Source organism: uncultured Fluviicola sp., from assembly GCF_902168135.1.
In the GTDB taxonomy this organism is placed as follows: domain Bacteria; phylum Bacteroidota; class Bacteroidia; order Flavobacteriales_D; family Crocinitomicaceae; genus Fluviicola.
Map to the genome: position 1 here is coordinate 70113 of NZ_CABHOL010000008.1, position 16582 is coordinate 86694.

The window sequence follows — 16582 nt, forward strand, 5'->3', positions numbered from 1 at the left end:
ACGAATGAAATACGTTTACATCCTTTTAATGTCATTTGTCTGTTTGACATCCTTCGGACAAGGAACAAGTGATTTGACAGCTGAAGACCGCGCATACCTTTTCCACATTGTAAAGAAAAGCCCTATTCTGGATAACAGTATCGGGCGTTATTTTGAATATTCCGGACCGCTTGTCCGGTTGATGAACAAAGAGCTGAATTACGATTCCATAGAGAGCTATATCATCAATAATCCGAATTCGCTTTTCATCCGCAAAGGAGAAATTGAAAAATCACCGAAAGGAATTATTGCCGAAGCAGCTAATAAAATGGCTTTATGGGAACTGAATAAAATGCTGCTGGCATCCCGTCAATCGGAAAACGACCTGGAACGCTACAAAACGCAGTACAATCAATTTGAATCACTTCTAAAATCAAAGCTTCCCGCTTCAGCATTGAAAAATGACAATGGGAACATTGAAATCCAAAAAAAGATTCTGGCTGTTTTGAATCCCAGTCTCAGCTTCGATGATAAAGCGGCCATGCTGGCAACTTTCCATTTCCTGACCGTAGAAGACCAACTTGTTACCATAGAAGCCATGAACTATGCTACGAACGCTTATGTGGAAAAAAGAGCTTATGAGATATTTTTGCAATTGGGTGGAACAGCTACTACCTTTAAGAATATTTTAATTGCCGCGGGCGATGGTTCCGAAACATCAGGCCTGTTGAATGAGCGCGAAAAAGACGAAAGCGGAAAATGGAACAAAGGACTTCCCAAAGCAATTGGTTTATTCCCTTACGAAGCAAAAATCATCGATCCATCCAAACGGAATAAAACATCCCTGGAACCGGTTCGTATGCCGGTTATCGATTTTGAAACTGTGGGTGAAAACAAACTGACGCAGCTTCATTTTGATGTTTGGGGATATAATTCTAAAAAACAGACAACGGTAGTCATCGAACGAAATGGTAAGTCCTACCACCTCTTCGGTTCAAACGATACCCGCTTCTTGTCTCCGGATTCAACTTACAGTGATGGAAAAACCTTCCAAACGGTTATCAATGAACTGGAAAAGGATAAAATTGCCAAACTATGGGACAAAATCTATGGCAAAAGAGGTTACGATTATGACATTGAAACCGCGAAAAAGAAAAAGGACGAAACCGAAAAAGAGATCAACAATAACGAGCACAAATATTCCAATATGACCCAGGGCACAATCACCACCAGCAACAGGGTTCCGGGTTCCGTGAAAAGGAAAAAGAAAAAAGCAATGAAGAAATCAACCGGTGGAGAATTCGTTGCCCAGCCAAAAACAGATTCGGGTAAAAAAGCGCGAAAAAAAGAGCAGACAGGGCTCGTTTATCTCTATGGGGAATACGAACGCTATAAAAAGATCATCGAAGAATTAGAGATCGAGAAAAAGAAGGCTATTGACTTACTGGCAATATTCCAAAGACGTCTGGACAATTACAAATCTGCGATGGGTTATCATTGGGTAGATTTCACTGAAAAGGACGGACTTTACACCTTCGCGGATTCATCTACTTTTGATATTTCCACCCAGGAATTCACCTTTAAGGCAGATACCTTAAAAACACCTTTTGAGGTGCGTTTGATAGCCATTCCGGACGGGCCGCTTTCAGACAATGCGGATGAAGTCATGCTGCATGTCAATTTAATAGATTCAAAACCCGGATTTGATGCACGTGTACAGTTGAACCTGGTAGATCAGTTCGAATCCAACAAATGGGACCTGAATAAACCCTTGTTCCAACCATCCGACAGTGTTTCTGTTCGACAATTATTCGAAGCGCTTTTGGATAAAAAACTTCCCTTCAGCATCATTGCACGCGGCCAGGGAGTTGGAAAATGGAACGGAACCAACGTAATAAGAGCAACCGACAGGACAGAATGGAATGCATACATGGGCGGAACAGATGAAGAACGCATGAAAGCAAAAATGGATTCTTCCAACGTGCGCCTGCGTTCCACACAAGTCAATGTTTTCCTGAACAGGGGAATTTTACTGGAGATTAACACATTTACAGATCCTGTTAAAACCAACCTGAAAGCTCCGAATGAATCCATTCAGACCGAGCTGAATAAATACCATTTAAGTGGAAATGATTATTTATCTGCTTTGCGCACAGCTGCAGTCATTCAAAAACTGAAGACAGAACTGAATGTCCTTGCCGGAACTTATTTAAGCAGAGAAGAAGCTAAAATCGTCATTGACCGATTGAACAAACAATTGGATGTAGTCAAAGTCAGCTGTGGACCAACCTCCTTTAAATGGCAGGAATTATTAAACATCAGATAACGTGCTGCTGGTCCTAACCTACTCGCTCATTTCGCTGTTTATTGCCTGGATCTGGGTAGATTATTTCCGCCTGATTGACATCCATCATAAGAACAGCCTGGCACACGTAATTGCAGCTTTTTTGCTGGGCGGAAGTTCCGTATTCGTTGTTTTCGGTTTTCACGCTTATATCCTTGACGGAAGCGCTCTGGAGATCAATGGAAACATCCTGAATGATTTGGCATATGCCATTTTCCAGGTAGGAATGCTCGAAGAATTTTCCAAGATTTCGGCGTTCTTTGTATTCTTCCTTTTATTCCGTTCACACCTGAAAGAACCGATCGACTATTTGATGTACGTCTCCGTTTGCGCACTGGGGTTTTCGGCAGTGGAACACGTGACTTACTTCAGCAGAAGCGGACCTGAGATCATTAACGGACGAGCAATCCTCTCAACAGTCGGGCACATGTTCGATACTTCCATCATCGCTTATGGATTGATTTTGTTTAAGTTCAAATCAGAGAAAAACTCGTTCCTGACTATCGTTGTCTGCTTTTTGCTGGCTTCATTGGCTCATGGTATCTACGATTTCTTCCTGATGTATCCCCCGCTCCACCAGGTCGGATGGTTATTTACCGTGCTCTATTTCCTGGTCACAATCTCAGTATTCGCAGTGATCCTTAACAACTCTATAAACAATTCACCTTACTTCAGTTACAAGGAAATTATCGATTCATCCTTTGTTTTTAAACGTTTATTCATTTATTACTGCATCATTTTCGGGGCACAATTCCTGCTTACTCTTTGGGACCACGATCTGGAATGGAGTATACGGTCGATTGCTTTATCCGTTGTTTTTTCAGGAGTTATTATCATTTTGACTATCGGGAGACTGAGTCGTTTCAACCTGGTCAAAGGTCGGTGGGAAAAGATCAAACCGGAATTTCCCTTCAAGCTCAATTCAGATTCTTCCCAATCCAGGAGCCGCATCTCCATTAAAGGTGAAAACTACAATGAAGCACACATCAATCCATTCATGGAGACTTATTTTTACTTAAAGCCAATTTCAAAGCATTCGCATTATCTCCGTGAAAAGAAACTCGCATACATGGAACACAAAGTGGTTTCTAAAAAGAATGAAGTATTCTACATCGTTCGGATTTATGAAAGCGATAAAATGAGTCCCTACTCTATTCACCTGCTTCGTGCAAAGCCCACCTATCCGAATATGGCAAACGATAAATACCCGATTGCAGGAGTTCTTCGCGTGGAAAATCCAAACGCAACTTCAGAGGCCAGATCGATCAAAAAATACACTTTCCGGGAATACGCCGTTTTGTTACCTATGTGAGACATCTAAATTATCAATGTTTAATGATTCAATTATCAAGATCCGTCGTGGCAATTAATAATTCATAATTGATAATTATTTATCGACCAATTCCTCCATCAAATTCACCGTATACAACTGCTCACTTGCACGCGTAACAGCGGTATAGAGCCAGCGAAGAAAGGAAAAATCAATCTGCTCGGGTTCCAGGTAACCGTGATCAACAAACACCGCAGACCATTGTCCGCCCTGAGATTTATGACAGGTTACGGCATATGCGAACTTGATTTGAAGTGCATTGAAATAAGGTGATTTCATAATTTCCTGGTAACGTTTCTGTTTGTTTTTCTCATGCATAAAATCCTTTTCGATCTCAAAGAATAATTCTTTCAAAAAACCGCGGTCCAGGTTCGGCTGTTCGATGGTTAGCGTCTCCATAAATGCAATAGCTTCGAAACGGTCCAGATCCGGATAGTCAATCAGAGAAACTTCCAAACGTGCAAAACGCACACCATAAACTTCCTCAATCCTTCGAATCCGGTGTACCTTCAACAATTCTCCATTAGCAATAAATCCGGCAGAGCTTAAGGGATCAAGCCAATAATAATTATTCTTCACCACCATAAGCAGATCCCCGCCGCACAGTTCTTCCTCCATCATCAAGATCCGGTTGCGGATATGCTGATTATACAGATTAGCACGCTTATTCGAACGGGTAACAATCATCACTTCATCGGCTCCGAAATTGCTGTAGGAAGATTCTATTTTCTCGATCAGTTCATCTCCCGGAACAGCTTGTACATCCTTAAACGAATGCAGGTCCAATTGAGGAACCGTTTCCTGTACCTGTGACAACCGGATACGTGTTGCATTTTCCAAAATCCCGGAATCCGTGCGCTGTCTTACCACTGAAGTAAGTCCGTAAACCGTAAAATGAACCAACGGGAAATGCTGGTTCAGATAAGCAGTGCTCAACGCCGGACTTTCATCTGATCCGACCGGTGGCAGCTGGCCCTCATCACCCAACAAGATCAACTTACAATTCTCACCGCTCAGTGCATACTGGAAAACATCCTCCAGTAAATTCCGGGAAACGCTTCCATCCGACTGCAGGGAATAATCCCCGATCATGGAAGCCTCATCAATAATGAATATCGCGTTCTTCGATTTATTGGGTGCCAGTTGCAGCTTCATTGATCCGTCTGGTCCGGCATCCGTAAAATAAATGCGTTTGTGAATGGTAGTTGCAGGCATTTTAGACCGCATGGAAAGCACTTTAGCAGCTCTTCCCGTGGGGGCCATCAAGACCGTTTTTCGCTTCAAGACATTCAACGCCTGGATATAAGCCCCCAGGATGCTTGTCTTACCTGTTCCGGCATACCCTTTCAAAATAAAACAGGACGGATTTTCCGTTTCAAATGTAAACTCAGAAAGATGACGTATGAGTAATTCCTGCTCTTCATTCGGCGTATGACCAAAAAAAGAACAAATCAACCGGTAACACTCCTCCTGAATAGACGCTGAGTTCATAAACTAAAATTACCCATAATTTGCACGCTGATCTCGCTGATCACGCAGATGTTTTATTAAAGTTGTACCAATAGTGTTTGGATAGACACTGGAAAGCAATCAAGATCTTACCCTAAAAGAATCTGCGAAACGCAAGTTCAGCGAAGCTGAATCTATTAATCTGCGTGCTAAAAAACATCTCGGACATCCCTCATTAACAACTCATATTCAATAATTTAAGAATAAAAATCAAAAAAGTCAATAGCGCATTATTTCTATTTTGTAATTAGCTTCAACCTATGACAGAGAATGAAATATCCTATAAAATCAGAGGTGCTATCTTTGAGATTTACAATACGGTTGGTCCGGGATTATTGGAAAGTGTATATGAAGCCGCTCTATACTATGAGCTTAAGAAAGAGGGTTTAAAAGTTGAACGACAAATTGAAATTCCCTTTTTATATAAGGATATAAAACTTGACGTAGCTTACAGACTTGATTTAATTATAGAAGATAAGGTAATTGTTGAACTCAAATCAGTGACTGATTTTTCTTCCCTCCATTTTAAACAGTTGACGACCTATCTAAGGTTGACAAATCTAAAACTTGGATTATTGGTAAATTTCAACACCTCCAATATGCGAGAAGGTATAGCACGCATAGTAAACAACTTGTAAAAAGAAGATATCTGCGAAATCTATTAATCTGCGTGCTAAAAAACACCTGATTATTAACCAGGACAAACTCACTTCTCTTTAGGGAATAACCCAAATGAGTTTTCTTATATTTGTACAAAACGAATTTGTGCAGTTAATACTTGAAATTACTCAGCAAAGCATTTCAGCCTTCCAGCTCATTGGGAGTGAAATCCAGCTATTGGAAAAAGCAAATTGTACCAAACGAACAGATGCAGGCTACAAAGAAGTATTGACCCAGGTCATCGAAAAGATCGGGAACCTGGATCGTTTCAATGATTTCTCCTGCTCCTACTTTGCTCATGAATTCTGCCTGGTACCAAACTCGCTGTTTGCAGCCTCAAATCCGGAAACACTGCTTCAATATACGATTCACAAAACCATTTCAAAAGGGGAAGTCGATTACAACCGTCTGCCCGAATGGAGTTCCGTAATCATTTACCAGCTTCCGATGTGGGTAAAATCCGTTCTGATACTCAAAGCACCCAGAATTGTGATCCAGCATGAAATAGCCCATGTCCTCCGCCAACTTACAACAGGGTCGCTCATTCCGCTGCGCAGCCATTTGGTTATCCACGAAGAGCAGTTTTCACTGGTAGTCCGAAAAGATGGAAACATTGCACATACAAGTATCCAGGAATATCAAAGCGAAGAAGACATTGTATACCATTTGGCAACCGTGTTTACACAGCTTAAAATTGATTCTAAGAACGAATTATTTCTTCATGGTACCGGAGAACAAATCGAAAATACTCAGAAACGTTTGGAATCTCATTTAAAAAAGATCCAGTTGTTCCAACAATCAAAAATAGAAATCCAACCGTCCATTCACCTTCAATTCCAGACATTGTGCGTATAGTAAGAGGTATTTATAAAGCCCGGAGATTTAGCCCTCCTAAAAACTTTCCTTCAAGACCCACAACGGATTTTGCAAAAGAAGGTATTTTCAATGTACTGGAAAACAGGTACAGCCTGGTCAATCTTAATATATTGGACCTTTGTGCAGGGACAGGCAATATTTCACTCGAATTCCTCTCCAGGGAAGCAGGAAATGTTACCTCCGTAGACAAGCATCCGGTTTGTATCAAATTCATGTACAAATTGAAAAACGAACTCGGGATCGAAGACGAATGGCTCATTACTAAAAATGAAGTGCGGGGTTACCTGGAAAAGTGTGAGGACACCTTTGACCTCATCTTTGCAGATCCTCCATACGACCTCACATTCCACGACAGCATCGTTCGTATTATACGTGAACGTAAACTCCTGAACAAGGGAGGGATTTGTTTGATAGAACACGGAAAACAAACAGACCTCAGCCAGGAAGAAGGATATTTAGAAACCAGGAACTTCGGTAACGTTTACTTTAGTTTCTTCCAATTTTAATGACATGAAAAAAAGTGCTTGCTTTCCCGGATCTTTTGATCCGTTTACAAAAGGTCATGAAGATATTATCCGCAAAGGACTCGATTTGTTTGACGAAATCGTTATTGCTGTGGGGGTTAATTCTACCAAAAACTATTTATTCCCGCTGGAAAAGAGATTACAGCACATTCAAAGTTGTTTCGAGGGCGAACCAAAAATCCGGGTAATCACTTACGAGAAACTGACTGTTGAAATGTGTCAGGACGAAGGCTGCAATTACATTTTACGCGGATTGAGAGATGTGAAAGATTTTAACTACGAAGTTCCAATAGCTTTGATGAACCGTGATATGACTGAGATAGAAACAGTTTTCCTGATTCCTGATACATCCTTGTTTGCCATCAATGCAACAATTATTCGCGAGATCTATAAAAATGGCGGGAAAATTGATAAGTATGTAACAAATTTCGATCAGCTCGTTAATTAGACATGAACAGATACACTCTTATCCTTTTTTTCGTTTTTATTCTATTTTCCCGGGTCCAGGGACAATCACTCACAGAGATTAGCGGATTTGCTCCGGCTTACGCAGGAAAAGAAATAGAAGTCTACCAAATTTCAGATTATATTACACTGAGAGAAGAACGCATTGCATCTTCAACAGTAAAAGAAGACAGTACTTTCAGCCTGGTTTTTAACCTCGACGAAACGCGTAAGCTGATCTTAAAAAGCGGAAATAACAAAGCAAATATGTTTGCCAGTCCCTCAGCAAAATACGAGGTATTGTTTCCTGAAAAAAGCAAATACGACCCCTATAACCCTTCGGGAAATTTCGTGGAATTGATCTTCTACGGTCTGTCGAAAGATGACATCAACTATAAAATCCTGGAGTTCAACCGCTGGAATGATGAGTTTGTAGCGCGTTATTATACCAAGAACAATGCTGATTCAAAATATTTCGTTGCCCGGCTCGACACTTTTAAAATGGATGTCGAAAAATACTACAAAGCAGATACCCTCGACAGGTATTTCAACTATCACAGAAAATACACCATTGCGAAATTGGATGACCTTCGTTTTATGGGGGCGCGCAACCAGTATGAAAAATTCGATTTCTATATCTTCAATACACCTGTTTACTATCAGAATGAAGCCTACATGCAGTATATCCTCCATTTTTATGAAAAATTGCTGCCGCGCATTAGCTCTGAATTGAATAACCAGGTTTACCTGGGAATACTGAAATCAAGTCCAACAGCAATTGCCAAAGCACTTTCAAGGGAATACACTTTGTCAAAACAGTATAAACTGCGCGAATTAATCATGCTGAAGACACTTGCTGAATGTTATTATGAGAAAGATTACCCGCAGACCAATATCCTGACCATCCTGGACAGTGTTTCGAAAGTTGCACTATATCCTGAGAACCAAGCCATTGCTCAAAACATCCGTTTTAGGCTTACCGAATTAAGTTCGGGATCCAAAGCACCTGATTTTTTGCTGAAAGACGGTAACCAGGACCTGACACTTCAGAGTTTCCAGAAGAAATACCTGTATCTGTTCTTTACTGATCCGACCAGTACGGATAACATGAAACAAATGAACCTTCTGAAACCGATCTATGAGCGTTACAAAGACAATTTTAACTTTGTAATGGTCTATAAAGACAAACCGGAAATTGATGCCTCGAAACTGAAGAATGAATTGCCCTGGAAAGTAATTCCTGCTAAAGAAAGTAGTTCCATTTTCAAGAATTACAACGTGGTCAATTACCCGTACTACATACTCATAGACCCGTTCGGATATGTGATCAGCGCTCCCGCATTGGGTCCTGTTCCCAATGGTTCTTATGATACAATCGACAAAATCTTCTTCCTGATCCAAAAGGCATTGAAGGAAGGTGGAAATGGTTCGGATCGCTAAATTGTTGGACTGTAATTCGTGAATTCGAAGTACTTTTACAAAAAAAATTGAAAGAATGCGTTACAATCTGAGTGAAGTAACAGCGATTATTCGCGATCGAAGAACCATATACCCGGAACAATACAGTACCCGAAAAATACACAAAGAACAAATCGAACTTTTGCTGAACAATGCTGTTTGGGCACCAACTCACGGCATGACACAGCCATGGAGATTCATTGTTTTCCAGGAAAATGCGCTAAATGATCTTTCTGAAGCTTTGGGAAGCATTTACTTGTCAGAAACGCCTAAAGAAAAACAAGTTGACAGTAAACTGGGAAAATTGATGAGCCGTCCTAAAATGGCAAGCGCAGTAATCGCATTGATACTTCACCGGGAGGAGGGAACACGCATTTCGGAAGACGATGATTTCGCAGCCATTGCGTCTGCTGTCCAAAATATGCACTTAACGGCCACTGCTCAGGGAATCGGTGCTTTCTGGTCTACACCCGGAATTATGAAGTCCGGGCGCTTCCATGATTTCCTGGGACTTACCAATGAACAGCGCTGCGTGGGCTTATTTTACCTGGGATATCCTTCTATAGAATGGCCGAAAGGACAGCGCAAACCTATTGAATACCTAACCGAGTGGAAACAATAAGTTCTACAAATCAACGTTAGTCTACCAACGAGTTCAAAACAAAATCCGTTTAAAAGAAAAAGAGAAAAAAGTACAATGCAGAAATTCCTATTTATCCTATTTATTTGTGCTTTTTCGCTTGCTTCCTTTGGTCAAAAACGAAAAAAAGAACGTTTTCCGTCCTATTTTGGTGTTGTAGCCTCTCCTGTTATTCCTAACAATTTCATTGGTGCAGTGCATACGGAAATGCAAGATAGTACCGGCTCAATGACAACCGATTTTCACAACAAATGGGGATTCACCTTCGGAGCAACGATCCGGATCGGATTGACTAAAACCATCAGTATCGAAACCGGGATTTCACAGGTCAGAAGAGTTTACAATGTGGGAGTTTCTATCCCGGACTCCAATATCTATGATGAACAGAAACTCTCTTTTGTGAATTACGACATTCCGCTCAATGCACTTTTTTACGTTCCGCTGAGTGAGAAATGGTACGCAGATGCTTCCCTTGGAGTATCAATTACACATTACCCTTCTGATGTACAGGATTCCATGCTTCCTGAAGCCAAAAAAGCTATTTTTATACAGGGAAGAAGAACCGCAAGCACCTATTTTGCATTCAACGCCGGTGTAGGTTTTGAGTACCGAACTGAAAAAGCAGGTACATTCTATCTGGGTTTTGGAGCCAAAGTTCCGTTTAAACCGCCATTCTTCGGTGTCTCCATTTTGAGACAGAGCGGAACAGCCCTACAGCTGTCTGCTTATAAACCGATATCTGCAGGTTATTTCACCATCGATTTCAGGTATTTCATTCCCACACCTAAAAAGAAAAAAGACCCGGTCAATAAGCCGATTATCGAATAATTTAGCAGTTATTCCAACGGTATTAAAGGAGGAACCGTTCTAAAAACAAACCTCTCAATATGCCAAGATCAATTTCAATTTCAGTTCCGGTTTTCTGCGTACTTTCTTTTCTTTCGATTACTCAAAAACAAAAAAAGGAACGTTTTCCATCCTATTTCGGAATTACTGCTTCTCCGGTTATACCAAACAACTTCATCGGTTCTGTTCATACGGAGCTGAAGGATAATTCAGGCGCTATGACTGCCTATTTTGATAACAAATGGGGATTTACTTTCGGAGGTACAATCCGAATCGGATTATTCAAATACATTAGCATGGAAACTGGAATTTCCCAGGTAAGAAGGGTGTACCAAGCAACTGTCTCCATGCCGGACTCAAACATTTATGGAAGTCAAAAATTAGCATTGGCAAATTATGACATCCCTCTTAATGCTCTTTTTTATGTACCTCTAACAAAAAAATGGCTGGCAGATGCATCGCTTGGAATATCACTGACACATTATCCTTCAAATGTTCAAGATTCCATGCATCCTAAAACAGAAAGAACTATTTTTGTCCAGGGAAGAAGAACAGAAAGGACATATTTTGCTTTCAATGCCGGAATTGGGCTTGAGTACCGTACACTGAAAGCAGGAACATTCTTTTTGGGATTTGGTGCTAAAGTTCCGTTCAAACCGCCATTTTTTGGAGTTTCTATTTTTAGATACAGTAAAAAAGGCGACAAGATATCAGCTTATAAGCCACTTGAAGCAGGTTATTTTACCATTGATTTCAGGTATTTCATCCCAACACCGAAAAAGAAAAAAAGTTTGGGAAACAAACCTCTTATTGAATAAACATGGAAATCCCGCAGAGAGCAAAAGACCTTATTGAAGCGTTCAATCTGAAAAGTCACCCGGAAGGTGGTTATTATGCTGAAACTTACCGTTCTTCAGAATCAATCCCGGGAAAAGACAGACAGCTCTTAACAAGTATTTACTTTCTAATCACCGGAAACAGTGTCTCCAGGTTCCACCGGATACAATCGGATGAATGCTGGTACTTTCATGAAGGCTCTCCCCTGCTGGTCCACAGTATCCTGGAAAACGGTGAACATCAAATTACTGAACTCGGACTCGATTTAACGCAAAATGAAGTTCCTTTTCATGTAGTCCCCGCAAGAACTATTTTTGGTTCTCACCTGAAAAATGATACCGGTTATGCTTTCGTTTCCTGCGCAGTAGCACCAGGTTTTGATTTCGCCGATTTCGAATTGTTCACTGCACAAGAACTAGCCGGACTTTATCCTGAGCATCAGTCTATTATTGATAAATTGACGTAGATGTCAAAATGGAAAGTCTACTTGATGGGATTTGTCACCTTACTGCTGGCACCTCTCGGCTGGCTTCTTTGCGGGATGCCTGAAATAAGCCAATTCTTACAATTCGACAGAATTGATTCTATCTGGACGGGAATAGGTATTGAGTACGGAGTAGTCTTCGGGGTTTTCATGCTCATATTGACCAATACAGAGGAAGCCCGCAAAAGCTTTTCAGGTCAGCATCAACTGATCCGGGATATGCGTTTATCGATTATCGATATCCTGTTCCTTTCGCTTTGTGCCGGTTTCGGCGAAGAAATTCTCTTCCGGGTAGCTGTTCAGCAGTGGCTGCATCCTATTTTGGCTTCCTTAGCTTTTGTGGCTATCCACGGCTACATCAACCCGAAAGATTGGGATACTACAAAATACGGTCTCCTGGTTTGTTTATTCATAATGGTACTGAGCTTTGCCATTTCAGGCGAACAAGGATTGTGGTTTTGTATCGCCGCACATGCAAGCTATGATTTTGTCCTGTTCTATTTCTGGGGAAGAAATCACGGTTCGATGTAAATCACCAAACGGTTGGTCTGCTGTGATAAAAAACAGATAGGGAACACAATAGACGGATCGGCTTTTATTTTCTCTATAAACCTTAAAGTACATGCTGATTCGGGAACCCGCAGCATAGCTCCTGCATATTGAAGGTTCAATTCTCTCAACCCCCGCATGTACTGCATAGAATCCGGCAGCTTATCCAGGTTATTAAAGCTCAGGTCCATAAATTGCATTGATGATAAATAGCCCAGGTCCTCAGGAAGGTGCCTGATGGAATTCCGGTTAAGATCGAGCTGCTCCAATTTTTTTAAACTTCCCAGAGAATCAGAAACATATACCAATTTATTATTGGATAAAAACAAGCGTTCCAGGTTTTGAAGCCTGCAGATACAATCCGGTATCGAATCAATATCATTATACGCCAAACTAAGCACTTTCAGATTCTTCAGGCTGCAAATTGCTACCGGGAATGATGTCATTTTATTCCGGCCTAAATAAAGCACCTCTAGGTGCTGTAGATTGACTATATCGCTGTCAATATCCGTAATCTGGTTGCCAAAAAGTGAAATCTTGGTGATGGTGGTGTCGTAATACAACTCAAAAGGAACAGCTCCCAAACGTTTATGGTTCATGAAAACCTCTCTCCCATCTGTTCTGGAAGCAGTTATAACTGAACAAGCTGTTCCTGCAACTGCGGTGAAAAGAATGAAAAGGATTTTCTGCATATCCCGAAAATACAATAATATACCGATGCATTTGAATTTTTTAATCCATTGATCTCTTGAACAATTAAACCAATTGGCACAATTTCTGTCTTAACGATAAGAAATAAATAAAACAGTTCAATATGAAGACACTTATTTTAGCATTGGCAATGGTAGTTGGCGCAACAGCAATTGCGCAACAGCAGCCACATCCCAAAAAAGAACGTAAACCTGCGGAAGAAAGAGCAACGAACTCAGCTCAGAAAATGAAAACAAAACTAGGTCTGGATGATGCGCAAACTGCAAAAATCCACGACATCAACCTGGGAATTGCTCAAAAGAATGATGCAATCCGTGACAATACTTCTTTGACAAGAGAACAAAAAATGGCACAGTTGAAAGAAAACCAAAACGCTCGCAATGTGCAGTACAAAGAAGTACTTACAGCTGATCAGTATGCGAAGTATGAAGCCTGGGAAAAAGAAAAACGCGAAAAGATGCAGGCCAAACGTGCTGAAAAACAAGATGCAAAGGGTAGAAAAGGAAAACCGGCAAGCCCTCCTGCAGAAGAAGATGAATTATAAAAATAAGGGGCAATTTGTAGGGACGCGAAGCATCGCGTCCCCATCAACCCCAGATATTTTCATTTCAATCTGTCAGCAAATACTTTTTTGAATTTCTCATATTTCGGCCTTACTACTGCCTGGCAATAAGCATTTCCCGGATTCAATTCCAAATAATTCTGATGGTAATCCTCTGCAGGAAAATAGTTGGAAATCGGAGAAATTTCAGTAACAATCGGATTTTCCCACACATGCTCTTCGGTTAATTTTGCTTTATAAGCCAAAGCTTTCTCCTTTTGTTCGGCATCGTGATAGAATATGACCGAACGATACTGCGTCCCGATGTCATTTCCCTGGCGATTTAACTGTGTCGGATCGTGAACAAACCAAAACACTTCCAATAACTCATCAAAGGAGATCAGTGATTCATCATAAACGACCCGGGCCACTTCCGCATGTCCGGTATCTCCGTTACAAATCTGCTTATAGGTCGGATGGTCGACATGTCCGCCGGCATAACCGGAAGTCACGGAAATAACTCCTTTCAGGTCTTTATAACATGCCTCAATGCACCAAAAACATCCGGCTCCCAATGTAGCTTCTTTCATTTTTAAGTTCTTTTTATCAAAAGTACGGGAAGTTTTAGAATCCGGATTCCTTCACTAACCAAAAGGTTTGACTACTTTTGAGCTATCTTGAAAACGTATAGTTCCAACTTTTGGAAGTTAAGCTTCTCCATGCTTCTTTTCACAACGAGTTACAATATTGTAATTCCGGAAATGAATGCGTTTCTAACTGATCTTGGTTCTCCGGGTTTAAAAGGATTGATCATCGGATTATTTACCATTTCGGCAGGTTTTTCCAGGCCGTTTTCCGGGAAGTTATCAGATATAATCGGGCGTAAAAAAGTCATGTTAATTGGATTGCTGATCTCCGTGGCTGTTTGTTCCTTGTATTCCTTTGCATTTGCAGCCTGGTTTTTATTGACACTTCGTTTCCTGCACGGATTCAGTGTTGGCTTTTACCCGACCGGTGCAACAGCTTTGATTACGGATATTCTACCCGAAGACAAACGCGGTTTCGGGATGGGGCTTTGGGGAACTTTCATATCAATCGGCATGGGACTGGGGCAAGGGCTTTCCAGTTTTATCGTAGATATCGGGAACCGGGATGCATTATTTTTTACAGCGGCACTATTCACTGCTCTGTCTTACATCTTGTATTTCAATGTAAAGGAAACACTTGCAAAACCCGCGAAATTCAAATGGAGCAACCTGCAAATCAAATCCGATGAAATTATTGAACCCAGCGTAATCCCGGTAGCTGTCGTGATGTTTCTTTCCGCCATGTGTTCAGGAATTATTTTGGTGCTTTCTCCCGATATTTCAGATCATCTGCACATTGAGAATAAAGGGGCATTCTTCATTTTCTATGTAATGGCCACTATTTTAATCCGATTAGTAACCGGAAAAGTATCGGATACTTACGGAAGAAGACAAACACTGGTAGTCGGGATGGTTATATTGTGTATTTCCATGATACTGATCGGTCTGTCAAAGACGGAAAGCTGGTATTATATTTCGTCGATCATTTTCGGAATAGCGACCGGGATTATTTCTCCGACTATTTTTGCCTGGACGGCAGATCTTTCTCCTAAAAACAGGCGCGGTCGCGGAACGGGAACCATGTTTATCGCGTTGGAATTCGGTGTACTCAGCGGTGCTCTGTCTACCGACTTGTGGTATCAAAATAACCTGGAATCGATTTGGAATGTATTCTTATTTGGCGCGGGAATGGCATTTTTATGCATTCTTTACCTGCTGTGGCATCTAAAAACGAAAAAAGCGAAACACTAGTTCTTCGGAGCAATTCCCCCGTAATCCAAACGCTTGGACTTTAAATAGCGCGGAACATAATAACCGCTGTTATTGAAGGTATCAATAATGACTCCGCGGGAAGTTGAACTGTGAATGAACTTAATAACACCGTCTTTTACCTCCACAACCATTGCAACGTGACCTACACCCGCCGAACGCGTACTTCTCCCCTTGAAGAACATCAGGTCTCCGGGCTGCAATTCAGACAATTTAACCGTTTTTCCAAACTCCGCCAATCCGGGGCTTGAGCGCGAAAGACGCATTCCGAAGTTCCCCATTACGTAGTAAATAAAACCGCTGCAATCGAAACCAGATGGTGTTGAACCGGCATAATGATATGGAGTTCCTAAAAATTTCTTCGCGAATTGAATGATTTCTTCTACCTGCTTATTGATTTTTGGAGCAGAGTCTACTGCTGATACCGCAGAAGTCGCTGCCTGTTTCGAAAGGGTATCCGAAGAAACCGGACTCTTTTGAGGTAAAGAACCTGTAGCTGTCTGTGCGTGAACCGCACTGCTCGTTAGAATGACAGCCATCGAAAATATGTAAGTTTTTAAGGACATAATATTTCTGACGGTGCAAAATTATCATTATTTTCACAGAATCAAAATAGTTGGTCTTGAGTAAATTAGAAAATATCGTTTTAACCAAGTTATATTATTCCATCGGGGAGGTTGCTGCTATATTTGACGTAAACACCTCGCTGATAAGGTTTTGGGAGAAAGAATTCACAGTCATTCAGCCCAAGAAAAATAAAAAGGGAAATCGTTTATTTACTGTAAAAGACATTGAACATTTTAACAAGATTTACCAACTGGTAAAAGAACAGGGATATACGCTTGACGGTGCCAAAAAAGCCCTGAAATCAGGCGACAAGAATGTCACTGAAGCCAATCATGGACCTCAAAATGAAATCCTGATAGATAAGTTGGAAAAGATCAAATCGAAATTACTGGAATTGAAGAAATAGTATATATGGCTGTCTCTTATA

19 protein-coding genes are annotated in these 16582 nt (G+C 41.0%); 15 read left to right on the forward strand and 4 right to left on the reverse strand.

Annotated features, from left to right (window positions below; all coding sequences use genetic code 11):
* The first annotated feature begins 4 nt into the window (after positions 1-4).
* Entirely contained in the window at positions 5-2305 is a 2301-nt protein-coding gene (locus QZT69_RS01395) for a hypothetical protein (RefSeq protein ID WP_294669809.1), read from the forward strand.
* A gap of 1 nt (position 2306) precedes the next feature.
* Positions 2307-3635: a PrsW family glutamic-type intramembrane protease gene (locus tag QZT69_RS01400; RefSeq protein WP_294669811.1), complete on the forward strand. Its 1329-nt coding sequence runs from the start codon at positions 2307-2309 to the stop codon at positions 3633-3635.
* 75 nt (positions 3636-3710) lie between these two features.
* On the opposite strand, the gene QZT69_RS01405 is transcribed toward QZT69_RS01400, so the two are convergent.
* A complete protein-coding gene (locus QZT69_RS01405) occupies positions 3711-5144 on the reverse strand; it encodes an ATP-dependent RecD-like DNA helicase (protein WP_294669813.1) in 1434 nt (477 codons plus the stop codon).
* A 278-nt stretch (positions 5145-5422) separates the two neighbouring features.
* Between QZT69_RS01405 and QZT69_RS01410 the strand changes: the two genes are divergently transcribed.
* The 10 genes from QZT69_RS01410 to QZT69_RS01455 all read left to right on the forward strand — a co-directional run bounded on the left by QZT69_RS01410 (position 5423) and on the right by QZT69_RS01455 (position 12462).
* Positions 5423-5800 (forward strand): GxxExxY protein, encoded by a 378-nt coding sequence (locus QZT69_RS01410; protein WP_294669815.1) that lies wholly within the window; start codon positions 5423-5425, stop codon positions 5798-5800.
* A 127-nt stretch (positions 5801-5927) separates the two neighbouring features.
* On the forward strand, positions 5928-6677 hold the full coding sequence (locus QZT69_RS01415; RefSeq protein WP_294669817.1) for a DUF3822 family protein: 750 nt from the start codon (positions 5928-5930) through the stop codon (positions 6675-6677).
* The gene (locus QZT69_RS01420; RefSeq protein WP_294669819.1) at positions 6668-7204 is read left to right on the forward strand and encodes an RsmD family RNA methyltransferase; all 537 of its coding nucleotides are present in this window, start codon (positions 6668-6670) and stop codon (positions 7202-7204) included. Before QZT69_RS01415 ends, QZT69_RS01420 begins: the two co-directional genes overlap by 10 nt.
* A 4-nt stretch (positions 7205-7208) precedes the next feature.
* A complete protein-coding gene (coaD, locus tag QZT69_RS01425) occupies positions 7209-7670 on the forward strand; it encodes a pantetheine-phosphate adenylyltransferase (protein ID WP_294669821.1) in 462 nt (153 codons plus the stop codon).
* A 2-nt stretch (positions 7671-7672) separates the two neighbouring features.
* Positions 7673-9106 carry a thioredoxin-like domain-containing protein gene (locus tag QZT69_RS01430; protein WP_294669823.1) on the forward strand — a complete coding sequence of 478 codons (1434 nt, stop codon included), beginning with the start codon at positions 7673-7675 and terminating at the stop codon, positions 9104-9106.
* A gap of 55 nt (positions 9107-9161) precedes the next feature.
* The gene (locus tag QZT69_RS01435) at positions 9162-9746 is read left to right on the forward strand and encodes a nitroreductase (protein WP_294669824.1); all 585 of its coding nucleotides are present in this window, start codon (positions 9162-9164) and stop codon (positions 9744-9746) included.
* A gap of 75 nt (positions 9747-9821) precedes the next feature.
* Complete coding sequence (locus tag QZT69_RS01440; RefSeq protein ID WP_294669825.1) at positions 9822-10592, forward strand: outer membrane beta-barrel protein; 771 nt, start codon at positions 9822-9824, stop codon at positions 10590-10592.
* Between the two features lie 59 nt (positions 10593-10651).
* Positions 10652-11428, forward strand: coding sequence for an outer membrane beta-barrel protein (locus tag QZT69_RS01445; protein ID WP_294669826.1), 777 nt, complete (start codon positions 10652-10654; stop codon positions 11426-11428).
* 2 nt (positions 11429-11430) lie between these two features.
* Positions 11431-11913 (forward strand): cupin domain-containing protein, encoded by a 483-nt coding sequence (locus tag QZT69_RS01450; RefSeq protein ID WP_294669828.1) that lies wholly within the window; start codon positions 11431-11433, stop codon positions 11911-11913.
* Positions 11914-12462 (forward strand): CPBP family intramembrane glutamic endopeptidase, encoded by a 549-nt coding sequence (locus QZT69_RS01455; RefSeq protein ID WP_294669830.1) that lies wholly within the window; start codon positions 11914-11916, stop codon positions 12460-12462.
* On the opposite strand, the gene QZT69_RS01460 is transcribed toward QZT69_RS01455, so the two are convergent.
* On the reverse strand, positions 12447-13172 hold the full coding sequence (locus QZT69_RS01460) for a leucine-rich repeat domain-containing protein (RefSeq protein ID WP_294669832.1): 726 nt from the start codon (positions 13170-13172) through the stop codon (positions 12447-12449). The two genes, QZT69_RS01455 and QZT69_RS01460, sit on opposite strands and share 16 nt — an antisense overlap.
* A 122-nt stretch (positions 13173-13294) precedes the next feature.
* On the opposite strand from QZT69_RS01460, the gene QZT69_RS01465 reads away from it, so the two are divergent.
* On the forward strand, positions 13295-13735 hold the full coding sequence (locus tag QZT69_RS01465; RefSeq protein WP_294669834.1) for a hypothetical protein: 441 nt from the start codon (positions 13295-13297) through the stop codon (positions 13733-13735).
* A gap of 59 nt (positions 13736-13794) precedes the next feature.
* Here the strand turns inward: QZT69_RS01465 and msrA are convergent, their stop codons facing one another.
* Positions 13795-14322 carry a peptide-methionine (S)-S-oxide reductase MsrA gene (gene msrA, locus QZT69_RS01470; RefSeq protein ID WP_294669836.1) on the reverse strand — a complete coding sequence of 176 codons (528 nt, stop codon included), beginning with the start codon at positions 14320-14322 and terminating at the stop codon, positions 13795-13797.
* An 87-nt stretch (positions 14323-14409) separates the two neighbouring features.
* Between msrA and QZT69_RS01475 the strand changes: the two genes are divergently transcribed.
* Positions 14410-15570, forward strand: coding sequence for an MFS transporter (locus QZT69_RS01475; RefSeq protein ID WP_294669838.1), 1161 nt, complete (start codon positions 14410-14412; stop codon positions 15568-15570).
* Here the strand turns inward: QZT69_RS01475 and QZT69_RS01480 are convergent.
* Positions 15567-16127, reverse strand: a complete 561-nt coding sequence (locus tag QZT69_RS01480; protein WP_294669840.1) for a C40 family peptidase — start codon at positions 16125-16127, stop codon at positions 15567-15569. The two genes, QZT69_RS01475 and QZT69_RS01480, sit on opposite strands and share 4 nt — an antisense overlap.
* An 83-nt stretch (positions 16128-16210) precedes the next feature.
* Here QZT69_RS01480 and QZT69_RS01485 point away from each other — a divergent pair, with 83 nt between their 5' ends.
* Positions 16211-16561: a MerR family transcriptional regulator gene (locus QZT69_RS01485; protein ID WP_294669842.1), complete on the forward strand. Its 351-nt coding sequence runs from the start codon at positions 16211-16213 to the stop codon at positions 16559-16561.
* Positions 16562-16582 lie beyond the last annotated feature (21 nt).

Excerpts from the sequence above, each read along its gene's own strand:
- QZT69_RS01395 (WP_294669809.1), top strand. The coding sequence starts at position 5 with ATGAAATACGTTTACATCCTTTTAATGTCATTTGTCTGTTTGACATCC.
- QZT69_RS01405 (WP_294669813.1), bottom strand. The coding sequence starts at position 5,144 with ATGAACTCAGCGTCTATTCAGGAGGAGTGTTACCGGTTGATTTGTTCT.
- QZT69_RS01410 (WP_294669815.1), top strand. The coding sequence starts at position 5,423 with ATGACAGAGAATGAAATATCCTATAAAATCAGAGGTGCTATCTTTGAG.
- coaD (WP_294669821.1), top strand. The coding sequence starts at position 7,209 with ATGAAAAAAAGTGCTTGCTTTCCCGGATCTTTTGATCCGTTTACAAAA.
- QZT69_RS01430 (WP_294669823.1), top strand. The coding sequence starts at position 7,673 with ATGAACAGATACACTCTTATCCTTTTTTTCGTTTTTATTCTATTTTCC.
- QZT69_RS01435 (WP_294669824.1), top strand. The coding sequence starts at position 9,162 with ATGCGTTACAATCTGAGTGAAGTAACAGCGATTATTCGCGATCGAAGA.
- QZT69_RS01440 (WP_294669825.1), top strand. The coding sequence starts at position 9,822 with ATGCAGAAATTCCTATTTATCCTATTTATTTGTGCTTTTTCGCTTGCT.
- QZT69_RS01445 (WP_294669826.1), top strand. The coding sequence starts at position 10,652 with ATGCCAAGATCAATTTCAATTTCAGTTCCGGTTTTCTGCGTACTTTCT.
- QZT69_RS01450 (WP_294669828.1), top strand. The coding sequence starts at position 11,431 with ATGGAAATCCCGCAGAGAGCAAAAGACCTTATTGAAGCGTTCAATCTG.
- QZT69_RS01455 (WP_294669830.1), top strand. The coding sequence starts at position 11,914 with ATGTCAAAATGGAAAGTCTACTTGATGGGATTTGTCACCTTACTGCTG.
- QZT69_RS01460 (WP_294669832.1), bottom strand. The coding sequence starts at position 13,172 with ATGCAGAAAATCCTTTTCATTCTTTTCACCGCAGTTGCAGGAACAGCT.
- QZT69_RS01465 (WP_294669834.1), top strand. The coding sequence starts at position 13,295 with ATGAAGACACTTATTTTAGCATTGGCAATGGTAGTTGGCGCAACAGCA.
- msrA (WP_294669836.1), bottom strand. The coding sequence starts at position 14,322 with ATGAAAGAAGCTACATTGGGAGCCGGATGTTTTTGGTGCATTGAGGCA.
- QZT69_RS01480 (WP_294669840.1), bottom strand. The coding sequence starts at position 16,127 with ATGGCTGTCATTCTAACGAGCAGTGCGGTTCACGCACAGACAGCTACA.